The sequence below is a fragment of the Micromonospora sp. RL09-050-HVF-A genome (assembly GCF_019374995.1).
Lineage (GTDB): Bacteria > Actinomycetota > Actinomycetes > Mycobacteriales > Micromonosporaceae > Micromonospora > Micromonospora antibiotica.
Genome location: NZ_JAGKQP010000002.1, coordinates 1,895,381 through 1,912,152 on the forward strand (window position 1 = coordinate 1,895,381; position 16,772 = coordinate 1,912,152).

11 protein-coding genes are annotated in these 16,772 nt (G+C 73.5%); 2 read left to right on the top strand and 9 right to left on the bottom strand.

What is annotated here, in order from left to right; translation table 11 throughout:
* The first annotated feature begins 50 nt into the window (after positions 1-50).
* A complete protein-coding gene (locus J7462_RS08340; RefSeq protein WP_255598333.1) occupies positions 51-1,028 on the top strand; it encodes a ribonucleotide-diphosphate reductase subunit beta in 978 nt (325 codons plus the stop codon).
* A 65-nt stretch (positions 1,029-1,093) separates the two neighbouring features.
* Here the strand turns inward: J7462_RS08340 and J7462_RS08345 are convergent, their stop codons facing one another.
* The 5 genes from J7462_RS08345 to aceA all read right to left on the bottom strand — a co-directional run bounded on the left by J7462_RS08345 (position 1,094) and on the right by aceA (position 9,100).
* Positions 1,094-2,413, bottom strand: coding sequence for a PIG-L family deacetylase (locus tag J7462_RS08345; RefSeq protein WP_219463233.1), 1,320 nt, complete (start codon positions 2,411-2,413; stop codon positions 1,094-1,096).
* A gap of 120 nt (positions 2,414-2,533) precedes the next feature.
* The gene (locus J7462_RS08350; RefSeq protein WP_219463234.1) at positions 2,534-4,165 is read right to left on the bottom strand and encodes an ABC-F family ATP-binding cassette domain-containing protein; all 1,632 of its coding nucleotides are present in this window, start codon (positions 4,163-4,165) and stop codon (positions 2,534-2,536) included.
* A gap of 284 nt (positions 4,166-4,449) precedes the next feature.
* Positions 4,450-5,991, bottom strand: a complete 1,542-nt coding sequence (locus J7462_RS08355) for a glycoside hydrolase family 43 protein (RefSeq protein WP_219463236.1) — start codon at positions 5,989-5,991, stop codon at positions 4,450-4,452.
* Between the two features lie 233 nt (positions 5,992-6,224).
* Positions 6,225-7,832: a malate synthase A gene (aceB, locus tag J7462_RS08360; protein WP_219463239.1), complete on the bottom strand. Its 1,608-nt coding sequence runs from the start codon at positions 7,830-7,832 to the stop codon at positions 6,225-6,227.
* Positions 7,829-9,100, bottom strand: a complete 1,272-nt coding sequence (aceA, locus tag J7462_RS08365; protein WP_219463241.1) for an isocitrate lyase — start codon at positions 9,098-9,100, stop codon at positions 7,829-7,831. Before aceA ends, aceB begins: the two co-directional genes overlap by 4 nt.
* 240 nt (positions 9,101-9,340) lie before the next feature.
* Here aceA and J7462_RS08370 point away from each other — a divergent pair, with 240 nt between their 5' ends.
* Positions 9,341-10,726, top strand: coding sequence for a short-chain fatty acyl-CoA regulator family protein (locus J7462_RS08370; protein ID WP_308290816.1), 1,386 nt, complete (start codon positions 9,341-9,343; stop codon positions 10,724-10,726).
* A 16-nt stretch (positions 10,727-10,742) separates the two neighbouring features.
* Here the strand turns inward: J7462_RS08370 and J7462_RS08375 are convergent, their stop codons facing one another.
* From J7462_RS08375 to J7462_RS08390, 4 genes are read right to left on the bottom strand one after another with little or no spacing between them, the layout of a single operon-like run.
* The gene (locus J7462_RS08375) at positions 10,743-11,144 is read right to left on the bottom strand and encodes a hypothetical protein (protein WP_219463245.1); all 402 of its coding nucleotides are present in this window, start codon (positions 11,142-11,144) and stop codon (positions 10,743-10,745) included.
* Positions 11,145-11,169: 25 nt separating this feature from the next.
* On the bottom strand, positions 11,170-11,529 hold the full coding sequence (locus J7462_RS08380; RefSeq protein WP_219463246.1) for a nuclear transport factor 2 family protein: 360 nt from the start codon (positions 11,527-11,529) through the stop codon (positions 11,170-11,172).
* Between the two features lie 32 nt (positions 11,530-11,561).
* Entirely contained in the window at positions 11,562-12,791 is a 1,230-nt protein-coding gene (locus J7462_RS08385; protein WP_219463249.1) for a cytochrome P450, read from the bottom strand.
* A complete protein-coding gene (locus tag J7462_RS08390; protein WP_219463251.1) occupies positions 12,788-16,618 on the bottom strand; it encodes a type I polyketide synthase in 3,831 nt (1,276 codons plus the stop codon). Before J7462_RS08390 ends, J7462_RS08385 begins: the two co-directional genes overlap by 4 nt.
* Positions 16,619-16,772: the final 154 nt, after the last annotated feature.

A 16,772-nucleotide genomic window follows, 5' to 3' on the forward strand; every position in this document is an offset into this window, starting at 1 on the left:
CCGTCGACGAACCCCGCACCGCCGGGCGGCAGCTGCTGCTCGACCCCGGCATGGACCTCACCCTGCGGCCGATGCGCTACCCGCACTTCTTCGACCGGTTCAAAGACGCCATCCGCAACACCTGGACGGTGGAGGAGGTCGACCTGCACTCCGACCTGGCCGACCTGGAGCGGCTGTCCCCGGCCGAGCGGCACCTGGTGTCCCGGTTGGTGGCGTTCTTCGCCACCGGTGACACGATCGTCGCCAACAACCTGGTGCTCAACCTCTACCAGCACGTCAACTCTCCCGAAGGCCGGCTCTACCTGTCCCGGCAGCTGTTCGAGGAAGCCGTGCACGTGCAGTTCTACCTGAACCTGCTCGACACGTACGTCCCCGACGAGCAGGAGCGGTTCGCCGCGTTCGCCGCGATCGAGAACATCCCGTCGATCCGGCGCAAGGCCGAGTTCTGCTTCCGCTGGATCGACTCGGTCTTCGAGCTGCGGGAGCTGCGTACCCGGGCGGACCGGCGGGCGTTCCTGCTCAACCTGATCTGCTTCGCCGCCTGCATCGAGGGGCTGTTCTTCTACGGCGCGTTCGCCTACGTCTACTTCCTGCGGTCCCGGGGTCTGCTCAACGGGTTGGCGTCGGGCACCAACTGGGTGTTCCGCGACGAGTCGATGCACATGGCGTTCGCCTTCGACGTGGTGGAGACCGCCCGGCGGGAGGAGCCGGACCTGTTCGACGCCGACCTGGAACGGCAGGTCACCGAGATGCTCGCCGAGGCCGTCGAGTGTGAGGTGCAGTTCGCCGAGGACCTGCTCGACCAGGGCGTGTCGGGGCTGTCGCTCACGGACATGCGGGCCTACCTGGAGCATGTCGCCGACCGGCGGCTCACCCAGCTCGGCATCGCGCCACGCTACGGCGCGCAGAACCCGTTCGCGTTCATGGAGCTACAGGACGTGCAGGAGCTGTCGAACTTCTTCGAGCGGCGGGTGTCGGCGTACCAGGTGGGGGTCAGCGGCAGCGTCACCTTCGACGACGACTTCTGACCGGCGCGGCCGGGGCCCGGTCCGGTGGTCACACACCCCCACCGGACCGGGCCTCGGCCGTCCGCTCAGGGGCCGGCGTTGCCGAACACCTCGATCTCGGCGAGGCCGACGTTGACGGTGCCGCCGCCGACCCCGGTGACGGTGAGCGTGACGCTGGTCACCGTCTTCGCCGCCGGGAGGATGACCTCCGTCGGGCCGCCGCCGTTGTCCAGGGCGCCGACGGCCGTGGAGGTGCCGTCGCTGAACAGCAGGGTGCCGCCGGTGATCTGGTCGTTGGGGTTGGGCCGGTCGTAGAGGACGACCCGGCGGACGGTGCGCGGGCCCGACCAGCTCAGGGTGAGCTGGGTGCCGACCCCGCCGAAGACGGTCGCCCACTCCCGGGTCGGGTCGTCGGGCCAGCCGGCGATCACCCCGTCGACGGCCTTGGCCGCCGTCTGCCCGCTGCCGGTGTCCTGGCTGGTCGCGGTGACGGTGGCCGTCCGGGCCAGGTTGGGGCCGAGGACCTTGTACTGCCGCTGGAGGAAGGCCGGGTAGTCGTAGCCGGCGCAGGTGGGCAGGCTGGTGCAGGCCCCGTCGTCGTACTGGCCGTAGGCGAAGAAGGCGGCGGACTTGCCGGCGACGTCGGTCGACCCCAGGTTCGCCGGATAGTTCTTGATCTTGTAATCGTGGTAGCCGGTGAACGTGGGCGACCCGACGTACGCCTGCTCGGCGGCCTGGGCGAAGTAGGCCGCGCCGTGGTGGTCGCTGTGGTCACCGTCGCCGAACCCGCCGACGTGGTCCTGGGTGTTGACGGCGGTCGGCTGGTAGGCGGCCATCAGCCCGGCCAGGGTGCTGATCAGGCCGGCCCGGCTGTAGCTGGACGTGCCGACGCCCAGCGACGTGATCGTGGAGATGCCGTTGAGCCAGAGCTTCTGCAGGCTCTGCGAACCGGTGTTCGGGTGCCCGGTGCCGCCGGGATAGCCGTCCGGGAGCCGGAGGAAGACCAGCGAGACGGTGGGCCTGCCGGTGAGCGTGAAGACCGGGATCGGATGCCCGCTGATGCCGGCGTCCGCCTGGGTCCAGGTGTTGGCGACCCCGGCCATCTGGGCGTACGCCACCTTGGCCCCGGTCTCCCGGCCGCCCCAGTAGGTGCCGTCCCGGCCGGCGTCGCCCGCCGTGACGAAGACCGTCCGGACGCAGCGGCCGGCCTGTACATCGTGCAGCAGGTCCGGGCTGAGGAAGAGCAGGTCGTCGTCCTGGTGGGCGACCACGTTCATGATCGCTCCCGCCGGACAGCCCGGCCCGGCCTGGGCCGCCGGCGGGCCGGCCAGGGCCGCCGCCACGCAGGCGGCCACCACCGGAACGGCCAACGACCACCGGGCCGGACGACTGCGAACTGTTCGCATGACAAGGTGACGCACGGTTACCTCCCCGTAGCAGTAGCAGTGCGCCCTCTTTTTACCATGGACGAACGTCTATTTTTGCCCTGTCGCGACGGCTCCCCTGCCTCGGGCCTCCGGGCCGGGTCAGCGCGGCGGCCCGGTCTCGGTGAGCCGGCCGTCGGCCAGCCGGAGCCACCGGTCCACGGCGATCCCGGCCAGGAACCGGTCGTCGTGACTGACCACCACGAAGGCCCCCCGGTACGCCAGCAGCGCGCTCTCCAACTGCGCCACGCTGACCAGATCCAGGTTGTTGGTGGGCTCGTCGAGCAGCAGCAGGTGCGGTGCCGGCTCGGCGGACAGCAGGCAGGCCAGGGTGGCGCGGAGCAGCTCACCGCCGGAGAGCACGCCGGCCGACAGGTGGACACGGGCACCCCGGAACAGGAACCGGGCCAGCAGGTTCATCCGCTCCGCCTCGGTCCTCGACGGCGCGAACCCGGCGAGGTTCTCCGCGACCGTACGGGCCGGGTCGAGCAGGTCGAGGCGCTGCGACAGGTACGCCACCCGCCCCGACGCCCGCGCGACGGTGCCCGCGTCCGGCTCCTGCCGACCACCGACCAGCCGCAGCAGCGTCGACTTGCCCGCACCGTTGGGCCCGGTCAGGGCGATCCGTTCGGGCCCCCGGACAGTCAGGTCGACCCCGTCACCGGCGAAGACCGGCCGACCCGCGTAGCCGACCCGCATCGCGTGGCCGGCGAAGACCGTGCGCCCGGCGGGCACCGTGGTGTCGGGCAGGTCCAGGACGAGCTGGTCGTCGCGGCGGGCCGCCCCGCCCGCCTGGTCCAGCCGGTTCTGGGCGTCGGCGACCCGGGCGGTGTGCACGTCGTCGGCCCTGCCCGCCGACACCTGCGCGTCCCGCTTGAGGTTGCCGGCGACGATCCGGGGCAGCCCCGCGTCGGACAGGTTCCGGGCGGCGGTCGAGGCCCGGCGGGCCGCCCGCTCGCGGGCCTGCTGGAGTTCCCGCCTCTGCCGCTTCACGTCCTGCTCGGCCTGACGCACCTGCCGCTCGGCGACCTCCCGCTCGGCCCGTACCACCTGCTCGTAGTGGGTGAAGTTGCCGCCGAAAAGGCGGATCCCGCCGTGGTCGAGGGCGGCGATGCGGTCCATCTCGTCCAGCAGCGCACGGTCGTGGCTGACCACGAGCAGCGTGCCCGGCCAGGACCGCAGCACGGCGAGCAGTCGTTCCCGCGCCGGCCGGTCGAGGTTGTTGGTGGGCTCGTCGAGCAGCAGCACGTCGGGCCGTTTGAGCAGTTCGGCGGCGAGGCCGAGGGAGACCACCTCGCCGCCGCTGAGGGTGCCGAGCCGGCGGTCCAGCGTCACCCCGGTCAGGCCGAGCCGGTCGAGGGCGACCCGGGTGCGGTCCTCGACGTCCCAGTCATCGCCGACGGTGGCGAAGTGCTCCTCGGCGGCGTCACCGGCCTCGATGGCGTGCAGCGCGGCGACGACGCGGTCGACCCCGAGCACCTCGGCGACGGTCTGCCGCGTCGCGAACGGCAGGTGCTGCGGCAGGTAGCCCAGCACCCCCTCGACGGTGACGCTGCCCGCGGTGGGACGCAGCTCGCCGACGATGAGCCGCAGCAGGGTGGACTTGCCGGCGCCGTTCGCCGCGACCAGACCGGTGCGGCCGCCGGGAACGGAGAACGACAGGTCCTCGACGACCGGGGTGTCATCCGGCCAGGAGAAGGACAGGTGGGAGCAGACGACGTGACTGTCGGACATGGTGAACCTCGGAGACAGGTGATCCGGGCGCGCGGGCGCTGCCCGGGGTGAACAGGGCAGGACGACAGGGGCGACGCGACGGGGCGGTCATCCGCCGTCGGTCACCGCAGCCGGGTGTTCACCCGGAGATGTCGTCGTCACCTGCCACGATCTGCTCCCTGCCCTGGTCGAACTGTCAGCTGCCTGGTCGAACCGTGCCCTGCCTGGTCGACCGGACCAGGATAACCCGGTCCGCCCGGCACCGGCGGCCCGGCGCACGCCCGGCGCACGCCCGGCGTGGGCGGCTAGCACGGCTCGTAGTCGAACCAGTCGAAGGCGACGTCGCCCCGGGCGGCGTACATGCCGATGACCCGGCCGGTGAAGCCGCCGGCGACCTCGGTGGACAGGTAGCGGCCGTCGAGTTCGGCCAGCACGTCGAAGGCCCCGTCCGGCTGCTCGACGCCGAGCCGGAGCAGGTCGGGTTCCTTGGCGGGGTGCCAGTCGCCGGGCGACGGGGCGAGCACCTCGATCCGCAGCCGGACCGGGCCGGCCCCGACCGGGCGGGTGGCGAGCGTCGACCGCACCGACCCGATCCGCGCCACGACCCGTACCTCACCGCCGCCCGCCTCGATGTCGTAGTGGTGCCGCTCGTCGAGGCGTACCACCAGACCGCCGTGCCCGTCGGCCGGGTCGAGCAGGGTGCGGACCTGGCACGACGGGTGCTGCTGGCGGCGGCCGACGAACGTGACGTCCGGTGCGTCCGGCGACGCGCCCCGGGCCCGCAGCGTGAGCCAGCCGGGGCGTTCGGTCAACGACCACACGTCGGCCGGCCGGGACCGCACCGAGACCCACCGGGGATGCAGCCGGTCGGCGTCGAAGTCGTCGCGCACCGGTGGCGGCGCGACGGGGTACGCGGCCCACGGCGGCGCGGCCATCTCCGGCGTGACCGCACCGACCACAGGCCAGCCGTCCACCCAGGTCACCGGGGCCAGGAACGTCTCCCGCCCGAGCACGTGCCAGCCGGGGGTGCCGCCGCCGGGGCGGACGCCGAGCAGCACCAGCCACCACGACCCGTCGGGCCCCTCGACCAGGTCGGCGTGGCCGGTGTTCTGGATCGGCCGGTGGGTGCCCCGGTGGGTGAGGATCGGGTTGGCCGGGCCCGGCTCGAACGGGCCGTCGGGCGTGCCCGCGCGGGCGATCGAGACGGCGTGCCCGCGCTCGGTGCCGCCCTCGGCGATCAGCAGGTACCAGTGGTCACCGATCCGGTAGAGATGCGGCGCCTCCGGGGCCTGCGCGCCCGGCGCACCGGACCACAGCCGCCGGGGCGGGCCGACGGTGTGGCCCGTCTTCGGGTCGAGACGCACCTGCGCGATCCCGGCGTAGGTGCACCAGCAGGTGCCGTCGTCGTCCCAGGCCAGGTCGGGGTCGATGCCGTCCACTCCGAGGGCGCGGACCGGGTCCGACCACGGACCGGCCGGGTCGGTGGCGGTGCAGATCAGCGTGCCGCCACCGTCGGCGCAGTTCGTGACGATCAGCCAGAACCGGCCGTCGTGGTGGCGCAGGGTCGGCGCGTACACCCCGGCCGACGACGGCATCGTCACCGGCAGGGTGAGCTGGCCCGGCCGGTCCAGCACGTTGCCGATCTGCTCCCAGTGCACCAGGTCCCGGCTGTGGAACAGCGGCACCCCGGGGAAGTACTCGAAGCTCGAACACGCCAGGTAGTAGTCGTCGCCGACCCGGCAGACGCTCGGATCGGGGTGGAACCCGGCCAGCACCGGATTGGCGAAGGTGCCGCCGGCCCAGCCCACCGTCCCCTCGGGCACCGCGTCGGCCCCGACCGGATTCATCCGCCAACCTCCTGGGATCGTGACCGGGATGGATACCCGGCCCACGATCCCATGTGGGCGGCACCGCCTGCTGCCCCACCGGATTCCGCCCGCCGGGCCGGGCCCCGACACTCCGGCCGCCGCCCCACCGGGCCCCGACGTTCCGGCCCCCGCCCCACCGGGCGGCGGGTCAGCGCCGCCGGGCCGGCACCGGCCGGGAGGGGCCAGGCCCCTCCCGGCCGCGCGGTGGCGGGTCAGCCCACCGGCACGGGCCGCCGGGTCGGACCGAAGTGCCGGGCGTACGCGCCGGTGGTGAAGAACGCCGGCAGGTCCTCGCCGAGAGCGGTGTCCTCGACGATCCGGGCGGCCCGTTCGGCGCGGTCCCGGTTGGCGCCCACCCGCCCGTCGACCAGGGCGGCCAGCTCCGCCGCGAGGATCGACCGGACCAGCTCCTCGGTCACGCAGCCGCCGTCGGCCAGCGGGGTGCCGTGGTGCAGCCACTGCCAGACCTGGCAGCGGGCGATCTCGGCGGTGGCCGCGTCCTCCATCAGGTTGCCCAGTGCCACCGCGCCGGTGCCGCCGAGCCACGCGTCGACGTAACGCACGGCGACGGCGATGTTGGCCCGCACCCCGGCGGTGGTGACCTGGCCCGGGGTCTTGTCGACGGCGAGCAGGTCGGCGGGGGTCACGGCCACGTCGTCGCGCAGCCGGTCGAGCTGGTGCGGGCGGTCACCCAGCACCGCGTCGAACTCCCGACGGCAGGTCTCGACCAGGCCCGGGTGGGCCACCCAGGAGCCGTCGAACCCGTCGCCGGCCTCCCGCCGTTTGTCCGCCCGGACCCGGTCGAGGGCCACCTCGTTGACCTGCGGGTCCCGACTCGGAATGAACGCGGCCATCCCGCCGATCGCGTGCGCCCCGCGCCGGTGGCAGGTCGCCACCAGCAGCTCGGTGTACGCGCGCATGAACGGCACCGTCATGGTGACCTCGGACCGGTCCGGCAGGACGAAGTCCGGCCACTGCCCGAAGTTCTTGATCACGCTGAAGATGTAGTCCCACCGGCCGGCGTTCAACCCCGCCGAGTGTTCCCGCAGCTCGTAGAGGATCTCCTCCATCTCGAAGGCGGCGGTGATCGTCTCGATCAGCGTGGTGGCCCGGATGGTGCCCCGGGGCAGGCCGAGGCGCTGCTGGGCGAAGACGAAGACGTCGTTCCACAGCCGCGCCTCCCGGTGACCCTCCAGCTTCGGCAGGTAGAAGTACGGTCCGGCGCCCGCGTCGAGCTGCCGCTGCGCACAGTGGAACAGGTAGAGCCCGAAGTCGACCAGGCTGGCCGAGATGGGCCGGCCGTCCACCACGATGCCCTTCTCCACCAGGTGCCAGCCGCGCGGCCGCACGACGATGGTGGCCAGGTCAGCGCCGAGGGCGTACCGCTTGCCGCGCGGGTCGGTGAAGTCGATGCGCCGGTCCAGCGCGTCGATCAGGTTGAGCTGGCCGGAGATGACGTTGTGCCAGGTCGGGGCGGTGGCGTCCTCGAAGTCGGCGAGCCACACCCGGGCCCCGGAGTTGAGCGCGTTGACTGTCATCTTGCGGTCGGTCGGTCCGGTGATCTCGACCCGCCGGTCGAGCAGGCCGGGTGCGGGCGGGGCCACCCGCCAGTCGGGGTCGGCCCGGATCGCGGCGGTCTCCGGCAGGAAGTCGGGGAACTGACCGGTGGCGTAGCGGTCGCGGCGGGCCCGGCGGGTGTCCAGCAGGGCCACCCGGCGGGCGGCGAACTCACTGTCCAGCGCCACCAGGAACTCCAGCGCCCCGGGGGTGAGGACCTCGTCGAACCGGTCGGCCAGCGCTCCGATGATCTCGTACCTCATGCGAACTGCTCCTCTTCGGTGGAGCCGCGCAGGGCGGTGGTCTCGGCGGCCGGGTTGAGCACGGTGCTGATCAGGTCGAAGTAGCCGGTGCCGACCTCACGCTGGTGCCTGACGGCGGTGTAGCCGGCCGGTTCGGCGGCGAACTCCCGCTCCTGCAACGCCACGTAGGCGGACATGCCGTCGGCGGCGTAGCCCCGGGCCAGGTCGAACATCGAGTAGTTGAGGGCGTGGAAGCCGGCCAGGGTGATGAACTGGAACCGGTAGCCCAGGTGCCCGAGCTCGCGCTGGAACTTCGCGATGGTCGAGTCGTCGAGGTGCTTGCGCCAGTTGAACGACGGCGAGCAGTTGTAGGCGAGGAGCTGGTCCGGGTACTCGGCCTTGACCGCCTCGGCGAAGCGGCGGGCCACCTCCAGGTCGGGGGTGGAGGTCTCCATCCACAGCAGGTCGGCGTGCGGGGCGTAGGCCAGCCCTCGGGCGATGCACGGCTCGATGCCGTTGCGCACCCGGTAGAACCCCTCGGCGGTGCGCTCGCCGGTGACGAAGGGCCGGTCCCGCTCGTCCACGTCGGTGGTGAGCAGGGTGGCGGCCTGCGCGTCGGTGCGGGCGATCACCACCGACGGCACCCCGGCCACGTCGGCCGCGAGCCGCGCCGCCTCCAGGGTGCGGACGTGCTGGCCGGTCGGGACGAGCACCTTGCCGCCCAGGTGGCCGCACTTCTTCTCGGCGGCGAGCTGGTCCTCCCAGTGCACGCCCGCTGCGCCGGCCCCGATCATGGCGGTCATCAGCTCGTAGGCGTTGAGCGGGCCACCGAAGCCGGCCTCGGCGTCGGCGACGATCGGCGCGAGCCAGTCGACGCCGCCGTCGTCGCCCTCGGCGGTGGTGATCTGGCCGGCGCGCAGCAGCGCGTTGTTGATCCGGCGCACCACGGCGGGCACCGAGTTGGCGGGGTAGAGGCTCTGGTCGGGGTAGGTGTGCCCGGCGAGGTTGGCGTCGGCGGCCACCTGCCAGCCGGAGAGGTAGATGGCCTTGAGCCCGGCCCGGACCATCTGCACGGCCTGGTTGCCGGTGAGCGCACCCAGGGCGTGGATGTAGTCCTCGGTGTGCAGCAGCTCCCACAGCCGTTCCGCCCCGCGTCGGGCCAGGGTGTGCTCCTCCTGGACGGCCCCCCGCAGGCGGACCACGTCCTCGGCGCGGTAGCTGCGGCGCACCCCCTGCCAGCGGGGGTCGGTCTCCCACTCGGTACGCAACCGCTCCACGTCGTTCTGCATGATCTCGTCTCCTCGGATGTCGTGACGCCGGCACCGGACCGTCGTGCCGTCCGGCGGTGCGAACGCGTCGCCCGGCCGGCGTGTCACCCACGGTCACACGGTGTCCGGGACGTGGTCGAGGGACGGAAGAAGCCAAGTTCTGAGAAGTTCACCCCCGGTTCTGCGAAGTTGCGAACAGGTATATTCGCACTCTGCCAAGGGGTGCTGGGCTGCTGAAAGAGCAGCGGGGAGGTGAGCGTGGTGAGCAAGACCTTCGCGGGTGCCCGACTGCGCCGGATGCGCGAGGACCGGGCGTTGAGCCAGTCCCGGCTGGCCCGGCTGCTCAACATCTCCCCCAGTTACCTCAACCAGATCGAGCACGACACCCGGCCGCTGACCGTGCCGGTGCTGATGCGCATCACCGAGGTGTTCGGCGTCGACCCGACCGTGTTCGCGCCCCGGGACACGCCCCGGCTGGTCGCCGGGCTGCGCGAGGCGCTGCCCGGCCGGCCGGGCGTCGCCGACCTCACCGAACTCGCCACCCGGCTGCCCGAGGTCGCCGAGGCCGTCCTCGACCTGCACCGCCGCTACCGGCAGGCCGACGAGCAGCTCGCCGAGCTGCTGGGCGACCGGGAAACGGTCGGGCGCAGCCCGCACGACCGGGTGACCGAGTTCTTCTACCGGCGGCAGAACTACGTGCCGGATCTGGACGAGGCGGCGGAGCGGCTGGCCGCCACCATCGACCTGCGTCGTGGCGAGGTCCGGGCCGGGTTGCAGGACCGGCTCGCCCAACGGCACGGCGTGCAGGTCCGCCACGACGACGCCAGCCTGCTCGGCGACGAGCTGCACCGCTACCGGCCGCAGACCCGCACCCTGCACCTGTCGACGTCGCTGCGCGCCGGGCAGGAGGCGATGCGGATGGCCGCGCAGATCGCCCTGCTGGAGTACGCCGACGTGATCGACGAGATCGTGGAGGAGGAACGGTTCGACGACCCGCAGACCCAGATCCTCACCCGGGTCGGCCTGGCCAACTACTTCGCCGCCGCGCTGATCCTGCCGTACGGGCCGTTCCTGGCGGCGGCCGAACAGCACCGCTACGACATCGAGCTGCTCGCCCAGCACTTCACCATGGGCTGGGAGACCATCTGCCACCGGCTCAGCACCCTGCAACGGCCCCGGGCGCGCGGGGTGCCGTTCTCGTTCGTCCGGGTCGACCGGGCCGGCAACCTGTCCAAACGCCAGTCCGCCACCGGCTTCCCGTTCTCGCTCACCGGCGGCACCTGCCCACTGTGGAACGTCTACGAGGCGTTCGGTGCGCCCGGCCGGGTGGTGGTGCAGGTGGCGGCGATGCCCGACGGGCAGCGCTACCTGTGGATCGCCCGCACCATCACCCGGCACCACGGCGGTTACAACCAGCCCGGCAAGGTCTACGCGATCGGGCTCGGCTGCGAGATCCGGCACGCCGACCGGCTGGTCTACTCCCGGGGCATCGACCTGTACGCGGCCGACGCCGTCACGTCGATCGGCCCGGGGTGCAAGACCTGCGAGCGGATGACCTGCCCGCAGCGGGCCGCCGCGCCGATCAGCGGCCGGCTCGATCTCGACGAGAACCGCAGCACCTTCATCCCGTACCCGTTGAAGGGCTGACGGCGGCGGGCGGGCGTCACTGGGTCGGGCTGGGATAGAAGATCACCTTGGCTTCGGCGAGCTTGCCCAGCTCCACCGGACGCCACTGGCGGAACCCCTGCCGGCCGGTCAGCTCCCCGCTGATCCCCACCGCCGGGCAGTACAACCAGTTGCCGTTGCTCAGGTTGGGGAACTCCGCCCACGCCTGCACGTGCACGTCCCCCTGCGGGAACGACAGCGTCTCCGACAGGTGCACCATCGGCATCCCGTCGGACCCACGGTGCATGACCAGCCGGTACCCGCCGTCGACGGTGCCCACCCGGCCCTCGTCCGGGACCACCAGGTCCGCCTTGTACCACCCGCTCTGTCCGAGCTTCGGGTCCTCGAAGTCGATGTCCGCGCCGAACGAGGTGAGGATCTCGTGGAGGTTGTCGTACATGGTCGCCTCTTTCCGTGGTGGGGGGTCAGGCCTTGCGGAAGACGTCCTTGACCAGGATCTTGCCGTCGCGCAGCGTGAACACGTCCACGCCTCGCTCGAGCACCTCGCCGGTCGCGGACTCGCAGCGGAACTCCAGGAACTCCCGGTCCGCCACGACGACGCGCTCGCCGTACACCATCCGGGCGCCGGCGGCGTCGAGTTCGTCGCGCTTACCGATGATCTCGGCCAGGAACCCGGGTATCTCCTTGCGGTGGTAGGTATGGCCCGGTTCGGGGCCGGCGGCGACGATCCACACCCCGTCGGGGGCGAAGCAGTCGGCGGCGGCGTCCAGGTCGTCGGCGTCACAGGCGGCGAAGAACGCCGCCACCGGGCTGGTGTCGGTCATGGGGTCCCCTCTGCTCGGATGGATGGTGGGGTTCAGTCGAAGCGCACCGGCAGCGACTCGATGGCGCGGAACTGGAGGCTGTGCCGCCAGGCGACCTCGTCGTCGGCGACGGCCAGCCGCCAGTGCGGGTGGCGGGCCAGCAGCCGCTGCAACACCACCCGGCCCTCCAGCCGGGCCAGCGGTGCGCCCAGGCAGTGGTGGATGCCGTGCCCGAACGCCAGATGGCCGTCGCGGTCGAGGCGGACCGCGTCGGGATCGGGGAACCGGTCGGCGTCGCGGTTGGCCGCGCACAGCGAGATGAACACGATCTCCCCGGCCGGGATGACCGTGTCGCCGACGGTCACCTCCTGCTCGGTGAACCGGATCGTGCTCAGGTTCAACGGGCTCTCGTAGCGCAGCACCTCCTCCACGAACGCGGGCACCCGCCCCGGGTCGGCGGCCAGCTCCGCACGCAGCTCCGGCCGCCGGTGCAGCAGCAGCACAGCGCTGCTGAGCATCGCCGCGGTCGTCTCGTAGCCGGCGTTCATCATCAGGAACACGGTGGACAGCAACTCGTCGGTGGCCAGCCGGCCGCCCTCGTCGTCGGCGGCGATGAGCGCGCTGATCAGGTCGTCGGCCGGCGCGGTGCGCTTGACCGCGATCAGGTCCCGCACGTAGCCGTAGGCGTCGGCGATCACCTGCTGCTTGTCGGAAAGCGAGGTGCCGACGCTGCCGAGTTCCGCGCTCCACCGGCGGAAGTCGTCGAACGCCTCCTCGGGGATGCCTAGCAGCGAGCCGATCACCGCCATCGGCACGGGCAGCGCGACGTCGGTCACGAAGTCGACCGTCTCCCCCGCGACGATCCGGTCCAACGCGGCGTCGGTGAACCGTTCGATCACCGGGGTCAGGCTCTGCACCCGCCGGGTGGTGAACGCGCCGCCGACGATCCGGCGCAGCCGGGTGTGGTCGGGCGGATCACTGAACAGCATGCTCGGCGGGTTGTCGGTGACGTGCTCGTCCGGGTCGACGGCCTGGGCGCGGATCACCGAGGCGATACGTCCGGCGTCCTTGGACAGCCTCGGGTCGGCCAGCAGCCGGCGCGCGTCGGCGTGCCGGGTGACCAGCCAGGCGTACACGGCGGTGGAGAACGTCTTGAGCCGGAACCGGTCCACCGTGCCGCCGTCACGCAGCCGGGCGAACCCCGGGTACGGGTCCTGCGCGAACTCCTCGGTGAGCATGTCCGCCGGGTGGGGGGTCGAGGTTTCCTGCTGTCCGATGGTCATCGGCTCCGCCCTGTCGGTGAGGGGATCAGTGGGGTGTTCGTCGGTGCCGGCCGCAGGCAGTCGGCCAGCGCGGCGGCCGTGGTCGGGGCGTCGCCGGTGAGGACGCCCAGGTGGTCGCCCGGCACGGTGTGCCACCCGGTGTCGGCCGCCCAGCCCGGTTCCCGCCCGCCGGGCGCCGCCGCGGCCCGCAGGTGGGTGACGGGGACCGCCAGCGGCTGCGGTCGCCAGTCGGCGAACAGCGCCAGGTGCCGTCCCATGGCCAGCAGCTGCCGGTCGGTGACCAGTTCGGTGACGCTCCGGTCGGCGGCCAGCCGGGTGAACAGGGTCGGCATCGTCGCGGCATACCAGGACCCGCCCGGGACGTGCACGTCGACCAGCACCACCCGCTCGGGCGGTGTGCCGAGGTCGTGCAGGGCCGCCGCCACGGCGTGCGCCAGCCAGCCGCCCGAGGAGTAGCCGACCAGCACGTACGGCCGGTCGCCGAGGTGCGCCCGCAGCGCCGCGACCTGGGCGTCGACGACCTCGGCGCGGGTGGTCGGCAGCGCCTCCCCCGGCCGGTAGCCGGGCAGCGGCAGCACCACGGCGGGCCGGTCCAGGCAGGCCAGCAGCCGGGCGTACTGGTAGGGGCTGGCCGGGGCGACCATGCTGGGCAGGCAGACCAGCAGCGGGCCGTCGCCCTCGGCGAACACCAGCGGCGGCGCGGGGGCGGCGGTGCCGCCGGCCGACGCCCGGTCCGCGGCGGCGGCGAGCAGGTCCAACCCGGCGGGTACGTCACCACTGGCGCACGCCGCCGCGAACGCCGCCCGCACCGCGCCGTCGCCGGGGTCTTCGTCGGCCCGCCCGGCGAGGGTGCCGGCGAGTTCGTCGGCGGTGACGGCGGTGAGCAGGTCGGCGGTGCCGACGGGCAGCCCGGTGGCCTGGGTCAGCCGGTCGCGCAGTTCCACCGCGCTGAGCGAGGTCAGGCCCAGCTCGGCCAGCGACCGGTGCGGGTCGACGGGGGCCGCGCCGTGGCCGAGCACCGCCGCCACGTGCCGCAGCACCACGTCACGCAGCGCCCCCGGGCCGACTGCCGCAGCCGTCTGCCGGGGTGCCGGCGGCACCGCCGGTGTGCGCCCGGTGGCGGACCCGAAACGGGCGTCGGGCCAGAACCGGGTCCGCTGGAACGGGTAACCGGGCAGCGCCACCGGTGCGGCACGGGTGCCGGCGAACACCGCCGCCCGGTCCAGGTGCCCCCGGACCAGCAACGCGCCCATCGCCACCGGCACCGACACCGGATCGGGCACGTCGGGACGCAACGTCGGGACCGCCACCGCGTCGGTGGGCGTACGCAGGCAGTCCACCACCGTGCCGGTCAGCGCCGGGGCCGGCCCCACCTCCAGGAAGGTGCGTACCCCGCGCCGCTCCAGCACGCGTACGGCGTCGGCGAACCGCACCGGCCGGCGGGCGTGCGCCAGCCAGTGCCCCGGCCCGGCCAGGTCCTCGACGGTCAGCACCGCCCCGGTCAGGGTGGACACCACCGGCAGCCGGGGCGCGGTGAACCGTACCCCCGCCAGTACCTCGGCGAACCCGGCCAGGGCCGGCTCCATCAGCCGGGAGTGGAAGGCGTGGCTGACGTCGAGCCGCCGGCACCGGTGACCACCGGCCCGCAGCAGCCGGGCCGCCCGCTCCACCCCGTCGACCGTGCCGGAGAGCACCACCGCCCGGGGACCGTTGACGGCGGCCAACTCGACGTCGTCGCCGAGCAGCGGGGTCACCTCCGCCTCGTCGGCCCGTACGGCGAGCATCGCCCCGCCCGCCGGCAGCGCGGCCATCAGCCGGCCCCGGGCCGCGACCACGGTGGCCGCGTCGTCCAGCGACAACGCGCCCGCCACGTGCACGGCGGTCAACTCACCGACGGAGTGCCCGGCGACGGCGGCCGGGGCGAGGCCGTACGACGCCAGCAGCCGGTACAGGGCGACCTCCACCGCGAAGATCGCCGGCTGCGCGGTGCCCGTGTCGTCGAGTCCGCCGCCGTCGGCGACGGCGTCGGCCAGCGGCCGGTCCAGCAGCGGATCGAGGTGCCCGCAGACCTCGGCGAACGCCTCCGCGTAGGCGGGGAACCGCTCGGCCAGCGCCAGGCCCATCCCGACCCGCTGCGCGCCCTGCCCGGTGAACAGGACCGCGAGGTCACCACCGCAGGTCGTGCCCGCGCCGACCCCGGCATCGGCCAGCTCGGCGAGACCGGCGAGCAGCCCGGCGCGGTCGGTCGCGGTGACGCACGCCCGGTGTCGCAGGGCCGCCCGCCCGGTGGCCAACGCCAGGCCGAGCCCCGCCGGGGTGAGCGTCGGGTCGGCCCGCACCAGCGTCGCCAACCGGCCGGCCTGCTCCCGCAGGGCCTGCGGGTCGGCGGCGGAGAGCAGGCAGGGCACCGCGGGCAGCGGGGTGACAGCCGGCCCGTCGGCGGCCGGTGCGGGTGGTTCCTCGACGACGACGTGGGCGTTGGTGCCGCTGATCCCGAACGCCGACACCGCCGCCCGGCGCGGGCGCGGCCCACGCGGCCACGGCTGGGCGGCGGTCAGCAGCCGCACCGGGGAGTCGTCCCAGCGCACCGCCGTGGTCGGGGTCGCGGCGTGCAGCGTACGCGGCAACCGCCCGTGCCGCAGCGCCAGCACCAGCTTGACCAGCCCGGCCAGGCCGGCGGCGGCCTGGGTGTGGCCCAGGTTGGACTTCACCGAGCCCAGCCACAGTGGCCGGTCCCGACCCCGGCCGTAGCTGGCCAGCAGCGCCTCGGCCTCGATCGGGTCGCCGAGCCGGGTGCCGGTGCCGTGCGCCTCCACGACGTCGACGTCACCGGGGGTGAGCCCGGCGTCGGCGAGCGCCCGTTCGATCACCCGTTGTTGGGCGGGGCCGTTCGGCGCGGTCAACCCGTTGGACGCCCCGTCGGAGTTGACCGCGCTGCCGCGCAGCACCGCGTGCACGGTACGCCCGTGGGCGAGCGCGTCACCGAGCCGTTCCAGCAGCAGCACCGCCCCACCCTCCCCCCAGCCGACCCCGTCGGCGGCGGCGGAGAACGCCTTGCACCGGCCGTCGGCGGCCAATCCCCGCTGGCGGCTGAACTCGGTGAACCCGACCGGTGTCGACATCACCGTCGCCGCCCCGACCAGGGCCAGGGGCACCTCGCCGCAGCGCAGCGCGCGGACGGCCTGGTGCACGGCCACCAGCGCCGACGAGCAGGCGGTGTCCACGGTCAGCGACGGCCCGGTCAGCCCCAGCACGTACGAGATCCGGCCGGAGGCGACGCTCGCCGCGTTGCCGGTGAGCAGGAAACCCTCGGTGTCACCGGCGGCGTGGGCGAGCAGCAGCGGGTAGTCCTGGCCGTTCGTGCCCACGTACACCCCGGTCTCGGTGGCGCGCAGCCGTTCCGGGTCGATGCGGGCGTCCTCGACCGCCGTCCACGCCAACTCCAGCAGCATCCGCTGCTGCGGGTCCATCGCCGAGGCCTCCCGGGGTGACACCCCGAAGAAGCCGGCGTCGAACCCGGCGACGTCGGGCAGGAACCCGCCGGAGTCGACGTAGCTGCGCCCGGGAGCGGTCGGGTCCGGATCGTGCAGGTCCGACGGCCAGCCCCGGTCGGTGGGGAACGGGACGACCGCGTCGCGGCCCTCGTCGAGCAGTTCCCAGAACCGGTCCGGGGTGTCCGCGCCGCCGGGGAACCGGCAGGACATCCCGACCACGGCGATCGGTTCGGCGGCCGGGGCGGTGGCCCGGTCGAGTTCCCCGCGCAGCCGGTCTACCTCGCGCAGCGCGTTACGCAGGGCCGCCACGTACTGTTCGGTGCCGGCGCTCACTGCTGCCCCACTGTCTGCGCGGCCAGCGCGAGCAGTTCCTCGCCGGAGAGCGCGTCGAGGTCGTCCGGGCTGTCGGTCCGCCCCGCCGGTTCGTCCGGTCGCGGCGGCTCGTCCGGTCGCGGCGGCTCGTCGGCCAGGGCCAACAGCCGGTCCA